This is a genomic window from Sphingomonas sp. LH128, from assembly GCF_000293195.2.
Classification (GTDB): Bacteria; Pseudomonadota; Alphaproteobacteria; order Sphingomonadales; family Sphingomonadaceae; genus Novosphingobium; species Novosphingobium resinovorum_A.
Window position 1 is genome coordinate 1 of sequence record NZ_ALVC01000068.1, and the last position, 10,603, is coordinate 10,603.

The 10,603-nt window shown below is 66.0% G+C and carries 9 protein-coding genes; 4 read left to right on the forward strand and 5 right to left on the reverse strand.

All coding sequences use genetic code 11. From position 1 onward, the window contains the following. A partial coding sequence (locus LH128_RS06215; RefSeq protein WP_008828740.1) for a TolC family protein occupies positions 1–722 on the forward strand: 722 nt, incomplete at its 5' end. A gap of 78 nt (positions 723–800) precedes the next feature. Continuing rightward, on the forward strand, positions 801–1,442 hold the full coding sequence (locus LH128_RS06220; RefSeq protein WP_008828741.1) for a YjbE family putative metal transport protein: 642 nt from the start codon (positions 801–803) through the stop codon (positions 1,440–1,442). Between the two features lie 45 nt (positions 1,443–1,487). On the opposite strand, the gene LH128_RS06225 is transcribed toward LH128_RS06220, so the two are convergent. The 4 genes from LH128_RS06225 to LH128_RS06240 form a co-directional block, all read right to left on the reverse strand. Beyond that, positions 1,488–2,705, reverse strand: a complete 1,218-nt coding sequence (locus LH128_RS06225) for a PstS family phosphate ABC transporter substrate-binding protein (protein ID WP_008828742.1) — start codon at positions 2,703–2,705, stop codon at positions 1,488–1,490. Between the two features lie 112 nt (positions 2,706–2,817). Then, on the reverse strand, positions 2,818–3,882 hold the full coding sequence (locus LH128_RS06230) for an ABC transporter substrate-binding protein (protein ID WP_008828743.1): 1,065 nt from the start codon (positions 3,880–3,882) through the stop codon (positions 2,818–2,820). Further along, complete coding sequence (locus LH128_RS06235) at positions 3,879–5,225, reverse strand: sensor histidine kinase (RefSeq protein WP_008828744.1); 1,347 nt, start codon at positions 5,223–5,225, stop codon at positions 3,879–3,881. Before LH128_RS06235 ends, LH128_RS06230 begins: the two co-directional genes overlap by 4 nt. Before the next feature lie 34 nt (positions 5,226–5,259). After that, positions 5,260–5,934 (reverse strand): response regulator transcription factor, encoded by a 675-nt coding sequence (locus tag LH128_RS06240; protein WP_008828745.1) that lies wholly within the window; start codon positions 5,932–5,934, stop codon positions 5,260–5,262. 205 nt (positions 5,935–6,139) lie between these two features. On the opposite strand from LH128_RS06240, the gene LH128_RS06245 reads away from it, so the two are divergent. Further along, complete coding sequence (locus LH128_RS06245; protein WP_202950090.1) at positions 6,140–8,629, forward strand: PstS family phosphate ABC transporter substrate-binding protein; 2,490 nt, start codon at positions 6,140–6,142, stop codon at positions 8,627–8,629. A gap of 102 nt (positions 8,630–8,731) precedes the next feature. Here LH128_RS06245 and LH128_RS06250 read toward each other — a convergent pair whose 3' ends face one another. Continuing rightward, the gene (locus tag LH128_RS06250; protein WP_008828747.1) at positions 8,732–9,736 is read right to left on the reverse strand and encodes an endonuclease/exonuclease/phosphatase family protein; all 1,005 of its coding nucleotides are present in this window, start codon (positions 9,734–9,736) and stop codon (positions 8,732–8,734) included. A gap of 147 nt (positions 9,737–9,883) precedes the next feature. Between LH128_RS06250 and LH128_RS06255 the strand changes: the two genes are divergently transcribed. Further along, complete coding sequence (locus LH128_RS06255; protein WP_008828748.1) at positions 9,884–10,594, forward strand: hypothetical protein; 711 nt, start codon at positions 9,884–9,886, stop codon at positions 10,592–10,594. The last annotated feature ends 9 nt before the right edge of the window (positions 10,595–10,603 follow it).

Below are 10,603 nucleotides of genomic sequence, written 5' to 3' on the forward strand. Positions count from 1 at the left end.
CCGCCGAGGCGGACGTTGCGAGGCAGCGCACCGCACTGGCGCAGGACATCAACGGTCTGCAGCTTCTCGTCGGAGTCCCGATCGCGAATGACCTGCTCCCCGACCGGATCGAGCAGGCCGCGCAAGGCGTTAAGGAGGTCCCCGCAGGGGTGGATTCCCGGGTTCTGCTGCGACGGCCCGACGTCATCCAGGCCGAATACCTGATGCTTGCGGCAAATGCCGAGATCGGCGCCGCACGGGCAGCCATGTTCCCCCGCATCTCGCTCACCGGCCTGCTGGGCTTCGCGAGCAACGCGCTCTCCGGCCTCTTTACCGGCGGGGCGTTTCGCTACTCGGGTTCGGGGGATGCCAGCTATGCCATCTTCCAGGCGGGCGCGGCGAAGGCCGGTGTTCGCCTCTCGCAGGCACAGCGGGATGCGGCGCTGGCCACTTACGAAAAGTCGATCCAGTCGGCTTTTCGCGACGTGGCGGACGGGCTCGCACGGCGCGGCACGATCGACGCGGAAATGGCCGCGATCCGCCGTCAGGCCGTGGCCGCCGAAGATGGCTATGCGCTTGCCGATGCCCGATACCGGCGCGGCGTCGATACGTTCCTTTCCAGTCTCGTCGCCCAGCGCGCCGCCTATTCCGCTCGGCGCGACATCGTCGCCATAGAACTGGAGGCCGCGAGCAACCGCGTCGCGCTGTTCCGTGCCCTCGGCGGCGATGCCCGCTGGGAATGACGGCGCGTACCCGCTTTTCTTACTGACTTCCTGCCCCGACTTTCTGCCCCGAATTCCTGCGAGGTGATCCCCTTGTCCATGTTCGATACCATGGCGTCCGACGCCATGCATCTGGCCGACCCAGTCATGCTGGCATCGCTCGGCCAGATCGTGCTGATCGACGTCGTCCTTGCCGCCGACAACGCCATCGTCGTCGGGGCGCTGGCGGCGGGTTTCTCGCCGTCGCGGCGGCACCGCATCATCCTCATGGGGATCGCGGCGGCGCTGGTGCTGCGCATCGTTTTCGCGCTTGCGGTGACGCAGTTGCTGCAGATGAAGGGACTGGTGTTTGCAGGCGGCCTGCTGCTGCTCTGGGTCGGCTGGAAATTCTGGCGCGAACTGCAGGCGTCCGGCGACGATGCGGAGATTGCGGCCAAGCCGGCAGCGCCCAAGTCCTTCGCTGGAGCAGCGGTGGCCGTCATGGTGGCGGACGTCAGCATGAGCCTCGACAACGTCCTGGCCGTGGCCGGAGTGGCGCGCGAGCATCCCGGCCTGCTCGTTACCGGGCTGGTGCTGTCCGTGGTGCTGATGGGCGTGGCCGCGAACTTCCTGGCGCGACTGATCGAGCGGTATCGCTGGATCGCCTATATCGGCCTTGCCGCCATCCTCTTCGTGGCGCTGCGGATGATCTACGAAGGGATTCTCGATCCCGAGCGGGGCCTTGCCGCGTTTCTGCAATAAGGCAGCAGCTCCGGCGGCGCGATGCACCGCCGGAGCCGTTGGGCCTCAGTCGATCGCGTCGAGCTTGGCCAGCTGTTCCTTCGCGGCCTCGGGGGTGAGGGGCAGATACTTGCCGTCGGCCTGCACCGCCGCCTGGCCTTCGCGGCTGAGGACGTAGCGCAGGAATTCCTTGACCTTGGGGTCGATCGGCTTCCCCTTCTGCTTCTTCACGTAATAATAGACGTCGCGAAGCAGCGGATAGCTGCGATCCTGCACGGTCTTGAGCGTCAGCGGAACCGGAGCGCCCTTGCCGGTCGAAAGGGCGAGGACCTTCCCGCCGGGCTGGGCGAAGGGCATGCCGGTATAGCCGATGCCGTAAGGGTCGGCAGCGACCGCGTTCATGATGAGTTCGCCGCCCGCCGTCAGCGATCCGTCCTTCTTCAGCCCGGTGATGTTCGAATAGGCGCGCAGGTCCTCGTTCCACTTGGACGATCCCTTGAGCACTTTCTTGTCGATCTCGTCCTGGAAGTGGTACTTCGCGTTGTAGCCGTAGACGTGGATCGGCTTGTCGGCCCACTTGCCTTTAAGGCCCAGTTGCCCCCAGGTCCGGATGTTCTTCTCCGGTCCGCGTGCCCAGTCCGTGCGCCAGGTCAGTCCGTCCCAGCCGCCATCGCGCCGTGCGCCGAAGATGCCGTCGAGCTGCTCCATGCTGAGCGAGGCGAGCGGGTTGTCCTTGTTGACGAAGAAGCCGAGTGCATACGTCCAGCCGCGCACGTCGAAGCTGCCGGTGGCCATGACGATTTCGACCAGTTCGGTCGAACTCGCGCCGTCGTCACCGCCGCCCGCGCCTTCGCGCTCGAAGCCCTTGAGTTCGTCCCACAGCGCCTGACGGCCCATCGGCGCGAGGTCCGCGACGTTTGCCACCAGCCCGGGGAAGCCGACGGCGGAGGAGTAGAGGTTGTCGGAGAACTGGATGCCGGGCTGATGCTTCCTGAACTCGGCTTCCCAGACATCGACGAGCCCGGAATCCTTGATGTAGTTGTTACCCCACTGCCGGATCGTGCCCGAGACCTGCTGCTGCGGCTTGTAGGATTCCAGCCCGGAGATATCGAACTGCGGCTCGTAGAATTTCTTCACCTTGCGAATCTTGGTGCCGATCGCACGGGCCTTCGACAGGGCGTCCGCATCGCGGGTGGTTTCCGGCTGCGCGCCTTGCTCGGCCGCGATCGAAGCCGATGGTGCCGCCGACAGCAACAGCGCGGCAGTCAACGCCAAAAATTTCATGGTATCCTCTCCTGACAATGGCGACACGATACGTGCCTGCCGGTCAGGATGGCAGTTCAACCTATCATCCACCTGACATTGCAGCGCAGCAACGGCGTGACGCGGGCTTTCTTCAGAGGGACTGCCGTTCCATCAGGCTGTCCCAGTTTTCCAGCAGGCGCCGTCGTTTGTGTTGATCGAGGTAGACCAGCAAGCCCGGCCCAAGCGGCACCGGACGGACGATGCCCGATTCGGTGATGCCGATGCCGCCGGTGACCGCATCCTCGCGGATGCCGTAGAACCCGGTATTGCGCGAGAGCGCGCGCTGGCCTTCCGGCGAGAGCAGGAATTCCAGGAAGGCATGCGCGCCCTGCGGGTTTGCCGCGTTGCGCGGGATGACGGCGGTGCGCAGGATGGCGAGGGTGAATTCGTGCGGGAACACGATCTCGAGCGGCGCCCCAGCAGCCTGCCGCCGCCGCGCGTAGCTGCTCAGGCTGTTGTAGGACATCGCCAGCTCGCCCCGGTCCAGCCTGCGGAAGATGGCGGAACTGTCTTCGTCGAGGAAGACCCCGCTTTCACCGAAGGCACGGAACAGGGCACTCGCGTCGCCGGACTGGCGATAGTCCTGCGACAGCATCAGGTAGCCGGTGCCGCTGCGGCGAGGGTCGAAAGTGCCGATCCTGCCGCGCCAGAAAGCAGGGTCGGCCGCAATTGCCTCCAGCAGTTCGGAACGCGAACGCGGGATGGTGCGACCATGCATGACGTTCGTGTTGAACACCATGACGATGGGCTCGAAAGTGACGCCAAAAGCCTCGTTGCGCCAGCGTGCCCAAGGCGGGAGCGCGGCGGCATTCTGCGAGACATGAGGACTGGATGCACCATCGTTGACGAGCTTGACCTGCAGATCCATCGAAGTGCTGAGCGTGAAATCCGCCCCGCTGCGCCCTTTCGCAAGATCATCGGCGACCTTGCGGTAGATAGAGAGGCCGTCCATCTCGTGATACTCGATGGTCGTCGAAGGATTTTTCTCGTGAAATGCCCGGATGGCCGGAGCGAGAAGGCTCTCCCCGCTGGTGCCCAGCACGACCACCTTCGAGCGCGGAGCCCTGCCGCCGTGCGAAACCGGGAAGATGGTGGCGGCAAGCGCCGCCGCGACCGCCAGCACGACGACGGCAATGATGACCGGTCGCCTGCTCATGCCTCTTGCACCAATGCCGGAATGCCGATGCGCACGATGAGACCTCCGCCTGGCCGGTCGAGCAGTGCGATCGTCCCTCCATGGCTGGTCACCGCGCGGCGGGCGATGGCGAGGCCCAGACCGGCACCGCCACGGGGCTGCGCGCCCTGGACGAAGCGCTCGAAACTTGCCTCCTTCATGGGGTCCGAGATGCCCCGGCCCCGGTCCGCGACGTCGATTAGGTAAGTCTCGCCCTCCAGGCGAAGGCCGAGTTCGGCTTCACCTCCTCCATGGACCCAGGCATTGTCGACGACGTTGCGCAGCGCTTCTGCAAGCATGAGCGGATCGCCCTGCGCCGGGGCATCGTCGATCGCAATCGTCAGGTCGCACGTGCCGTCCTCGCGAAAGGCGGTCATTTCATGGACGGTTTCGCGCACCACGTCGATTACGTCGAACCGCTCGGAAGCCAGCGTGTCCGAGCGATGGCTCATCGTCGCGTCGCTGAGCATCTGGTTCACGAGCCGGGTCAGCTTCGCTGCATTGCGCTCGACCGCGTCGAGGCTGCGGCCAAGATCTTTCGCATCCGCCCGGTCCGCGACCTGCGCCTGCGCCCGGATCGCGGCAAGCGGCGTGCGCAACTGATGCGCGGCCTCGCCGACGAAACTGCGCAAGGTGTGGATGTTGAGCCGCAGGCGCTCCATGAAGCCGTCGATCGCGGAGACTAGGGGCACCACTTCGGAAGGAACCGGGGCGCTGATCGGATGCAGGTCGGTCGGCGCGCGCGTGGACAGTTCGTCGCCGATCCGTGCGAGCGGGCGCAGGGCATGGCCCACGCCGAACCACATGATCAGCAGGCCCACGATCGTCATGAAGGCGATCGGGAAAAGCGACCGGAGCACGAGTTCATGGACCAGCGCGCTATGGGCGCGCCGGGTCTGGCCCACCTCGACCCAGACGGGACGCAGGTTCGAGGGCGCGTCCACGCTTGCCAGCTTGCGCCCGACGGTGACGAAGCGGACTGGCTCGCCGCGATAGTCCGCAGTGAAGAACGTCGCATCGGGGCGATAGGCGCTGGCGCGCGGGGCGACCGGGGATAGCGGGAGATCGCCATAGCCGGTGACGGTGTCCCCGGCGTCGTCGAAGACGCGGTAGAACACGCGATCCTCCGGGGCCGCGCCGAGCGTTTCGAATGCCGAATAGGGTATGTCGACGTCGAAGCCGGCGTTGGTTACGACGAGCGTTTCCGCGATGGAGCGTCCCGCGCTGGCCAGCAGCCGGTCGTACAATCTGTCCGCAGCGGTGCGTCCGAACGCGAACGCGGCAGCGTAGAGCCCCAGCATGCCGACCAGGAAAAGCGCCGCCATGCCCGCCGCAAGGCGCAGGCGGAGCGAGAACGTCCTAGGCGTTCGCGTCATTGGGCTCGGCCACGTAGCCCATGCCGCGCACCGTCCTGATCGTCAGCGCCTCCCCCAGCTTGCGGCGCAGGCGGCCGATGTAGAGTTCGATGGCGTTTGCCCCGGCGTCGTCGTCGAAGTCGAACAGTTGCGCGCCGATCTGCTCCTTGGTCAGCACCTTGCCGATGTTGCCCATCAGGATTTCGAGCAGCCGGTACTCGCGGTTGGGCAGGTGGACCTGGATATCGTCGAGCAGCGCGCGCTTGGCGCTGCGGTCGAACACCAGCTTGCCCAATGTCGTGGTGCTGGTGGTGACGGACTGGGTGCGGCGCAGCAGCACACGGCACCGCGCATCCAGTTCCCGGAAATCGAACGGCTTGGACATGTAATCGTCGGCGCCGACATCGAGCCCGGTGACACGATCCTCGATGTCCGATCGCGCCGTCAGCATCAGGACCGGGCACCGGTCTCCCCGGCTGCGCAGGCCCTGCAGGACGGAAAAGCCGTCCATCCCGGGCAGCCCGATATCGAGGATGACGAGGTCGAACGGCTGGTATTTCAGCACGTCGTCGGCTTCCTCGCCGTCCTTGAGCCAGTCGAGAGCGTGGCCGTCGCCGCGCAGCCGCCTTGCGATGGCGTCGCCAACATCCTCGTCGTCCTCAACCAGAAGAATGCGCAATCGTTCTCTCCCTTACGCAATTGCTGCGCAGCATGGGGCTGTTTACATGCTCAGTTCAAGACCTGAGGGGCGGCAAATTTCGCTTGTGAAGAAATTCCGCGATGCTGCGCCGCAATGACGGCTCGTTGACAGCTTCGTCCGGCAGAACGGGGTCCATTGACAGACGGCGCGATGCGTCGTCAGGGGCAATAATCGGGAGAGAGACATGACTTCCAGGTCTGGAAGAACTGCTGCTGTACATCGCTCGACCAGCCGCGCGCTGGCCGCAAGTTCGCGCTACGCGATCGGGGCCGTCATGCTCTGCGGGCTCGCAGCGGCGCAGGCTCAGGACACCGCGCCGCCGGCGCCGTCGCACGCACAGGACGACAAGCGCGCGACCGGCGAGAGCTACCAGCAGATCATCGACCGGCTGGGCGACGGGATGCTCGAAAACCTCGTCATTCGCGGCGAGCACAACGCGCGGACCGACGCGCGCGCCAAGAAGCGATTCTATACCGAACTGGCGCCGATGGACGATTATCCGGCCTATGCGCCCAAGCAGCAGCTTTCCGGTACGATCCGCATTTCCGGGCTCTACCTGCACGACGGGCTGATCAAGGATCAGTGGGTCGCGGCGTTCCAGAAGTTCCAGCCGGGCGTGAAGGTCGAGATCGTCCAGCAAGGCACGATCGCGTCGGGCAAGGTCGACATCCAGACCGGCCCGCGCATCGCCGACCGCCTGCGCGAAGTGTCGGAATACGAGCGCTCGACCAAGCAGCGCATCTTCGAGGTGGACTGGGCGACGGGATCGTACAACGTTCCGGGCTGGAGCCCCGGTTTCGTCATCTTCGTGCACAAGGACAACCCGATCGCGCACATGTCGGTCGACCAGCTCGACGGCATCTTCGCGGGCGCGCGGACCGGCGGCTGGAAGGGCACGACCTGGGATCCGGGCTCGGCGCGGGGAGCGGACAAGAACCTGCGGACCTGGGGCCAACTGGGCCTGACCGGGGAATGGGCGGACAAGCCCATCCACATCTACGGCCGCCCGCTCAAATACAACATCCAGCTCGGCTTCGAGCGCAAGGTGTTCCAGGGAGGCGACATCTGGAACGAGAATACCATGGAGTATTCGCACGAGATGAACCCGGACTACACCCGGTACACCTCGTCGGTCGAAATGGTGAAGGACATGGCCGCCGACAAGTACGGCATCGTGTTCAGCGACATGGGCTCGTCGATTCCCGGCGTGAGGGCGCTGCCGCTTGCGGCCACCAAGGCGGGGCCGTTCGTGGCGATCACCGAGCAGTCGCTGCGCGACCGCAGCTATCCGCTGTTCATCGAGCAGTGGGCGCAGGCGCGCCTTGCGCCGGGCAAACCGCTCGATCCGCTGGTGAAGGAATTCCTTACCTTCATGCTCAGCCGGGAAGGGCAGGATGCGATCCAGCGCGATGGCAAGTGGTTCACCGTCCCGGCCTCGCACGCGCGCGAGATGATCGCCAAGCTCGATGCCATCGGCCCGGAGGTCGATGAGCGCGAACTCGGGCTGCAGACCGACATGATCGCGCCCAAGAAGTGGGAAGGCGAAAGCCCCGACGAGACCGGCAAGGTTTCGGCTACGCAGGCGTACTACACGAAGCGGTTCGACCTTTCGGGCCTGCCCGCTTACAAGCCGGGCGCGCAGGTATCAGGCGTGATCCGCATGCCCGCGAGTGGGCAGATGATGGCCAGCAAGGTCGGCCCGGCATTGGTCGCTGCCTTCGAAAAGCTGCACCCGGGCGTCAAGTTCGAGCTCAAGGACGGCGATCTCAATTCGGGGCAGGTCGATGTCTCGATGGGCCGCAAGTGGACGACCTACTTCGCGGGCGAATACTACAACTTCCAGATGAAGCACGAACGCTCCCCGCGCGAGATACAGATCGCGACCGGGGCGGCCGATGTTTCGGGCTGGAGCCCCGCGTTCGCGATCCTGGTGAATGCAAAGAACCCGATCAAGGGCCTCAGCGTCAAGCAGCTCGACGGCATCTTCGGAGGACCGCGTCGCGGCGGCTGGGCCGGTACGACCTGGCGCCGTCAGGCCGGGCGCGGTGCGGACCAGAACATCCGGACCTGGGCGCAGGCCGGGGTCACGGGCTACTGCGCCAACAAGCCGATCAACGTGGTCATCCCGCCGCTCAAGTATCACCTGATGTCGGTGTTCGAGCGCAAGGTGCTGGCGGGCGGCAACATCTGGAACGACACCGCGCGGGAGGTTCCGCTCGCGCTGAACGCGGACAAGAGCCGGACCGTGCCGAGCGCGGACCGTGCGAAGATCGTCGCCGAGGACCCTTGCGCGATCACCTTCGCGCCCTCGACCTTCGCGGCGGCGGGGACGCGCGTGGTGCCGATCTCGGACGCAAAGGGCAAGGCGTTCGTCAAGCCCAGCCTCGATACCGTGCAGCAGGGCAGCTATCCACTGGGTCTCGGCGTCTATGCCTATGCGGACCAGCTTGCAGGCCAGCCGATGGAGCCCCGGCTCAAGGAATTCCTGCGCTTTGTCCTGAGCCGGGAGGGTCAGGAGATCGTCCAGGCCGACGGCAAGTGGCTGCCGCTGACGGCCAAGGTCGCGCGGGCGCAGATGGAAAAGCTCGACGTGGTGACACCGCAGGTCGTTGCGCCCAAGCCTGCGAAGAAGCCTGACATCTACCTGCCGCCGGACTCGTCCGAAGGATCCTGACGCAGCTGCAGCGCACTAGCCCCAACATTTGCGCTGCCGACGCGCCACCAACCTTGGGGCGAACGCAAGTTCGCCCCATTCTTTTTGCGCTGTCGCGGCGGTTCAGCGAACCGCGTAGCTGGCGACAAAACCCAGATGGTCCGACAATTCGGTCCCGCCGTTGCGGATGCCGAAGGGCACTTCCAGGTCGCGCAAGGCCAGTCCCTCGTCGGTGCCGGCGCGGAAATACTGCTTGTCCTTGGCGCGTGAGAGGATCGCGGTGCGGTCGCGCGCGGCCATCCCCGTCGTGTCGATCGAATTCGCCAGAGACGTTGCCTCCCGCGCCCCGGGCACGATGCCGCCTTCGGCCTCCTCGGCCGCGACGCGGTTGGGGTCGTGGCCGAGATTGAAATCCCCGCCGAAGATGATGTCCGTATCGGCCTGCACATTGGCGCGAATGAAGTTGCGTGCGGCGGCGACTTGCAACGCATAGGCGGTATTGGCCCGGTTCACGTCGACGCCGGAAGCCTTGCGTGAGTTGAGATGGGTGTCGGCGATGGCGACGGGGCCATCGTGTCCCGGCACCTTTATCCACGCTAGCAGCACACCCTTGGCGGCCAGGCAGTCGAAGCCGGCGCACATGTCGGCCGGGAACGCCATCTTGCGCGTGCGGACTATGGGATAGTCGGACAGGATCACGAGGCCGCTATCGACCCATTTACCGAGGCTTTCCCCCTTGATCCAGGACGCGCCCGCGGCAAGATCCGTGGGCGCACTCCGCACGTCGGAGATTTGCGGCCCCAGCGCGACATGAGCGTATCCGGCGGCCTGCGCGATGGCCTTGGCTTCCGGTATGAAGGCCTCCTGAAGCAGGACGACATGCGGCTGCACCCCGGCGCGGCGCAAGTAGCCCAGGCGCTGCCCGATCTCGGTCAGCTTGCCGGCGCGGCCGTAGGCGGCGGGGAAGGGCAAGCCCTTGACGTTGTAGGTCATGACCGAAAGCTCGCCCGCCACATGCGGACGGGCGTGCACCGGCTCGGGCGAGACGGCGGCGGGGGAAGGCAGGGACAAGTTCAGGGCGAGGATTCCCGCCAGGGTGGCGACGGTCAACATGCGCAGGCGCTTCACGCGAGATACTCCCACAGGTTCACGCAGTAGACCCCGCGGTCCGGCGTGACCCGCACCTTCGAAATTCGATGTGCGGTTCCCTGCAGGCGACGGAGTCCCAGCATTGTCCCGGGTTTGTCGGACAGCAACGGAAGGGAAGCGGCGCGGATGCGCGGAACCGGAACCTTGAGTCTATTTTGCGTGCTGGCGGCGGCTGCGCCGACCGGTGCGGAGGCACGCTCTGCAAAGATGCACGGTGCCCGCGCGGTCTCGCTGCTGCCTGAACAAGTGCGCTGGAGCGGGCACGATCGCGGCGTCGTGGATCGCGGGAAGGCCGTCAGTCTGGCGGTCGATGGCGGAGATGCGGGCTGGAGCTTCGACTACCTGTCCCTGCGATCCTCACGCGATGGCGACGTGGACTGCTGCGCGTCGGGCGATCATTTCAGCGATCATCAGGCAGGGCTGCGCGCATGGCACGCCGTGGGCGACGGGGACACCGTCGGACTACGCGCCGATATCGGCAAGGCGGGGCGTCGCAGCATGTCTCCCGCGGTGCTTCCCGCGAAATCGACGGCGGGCTACGCATCGGCGCAGGTGACCTGGGATCATCACGGCCAGTGGTCGGTCTCGACCGGATGGTTCCGGCAGGGCGGCTGGGGTGGCCGGCAGATGGACCTCGACGTGATACGGATGGGCAACGGCGAACCGGCGGCGGCACGCGGCGTGCGCGCCGCCTTGCGGATGAACCTGAGCGACGGGGGTGACGACGCGCGCACCTGGCTGATGCTGGAGGCTCGCGAGGGCCGCCGCGCGGTCGGCGCCGGAACGGGAATGCGCCATGCGAGCGACGTCGGGCTTACCCTGACGTCGATGTTCTGAATGGGCGCG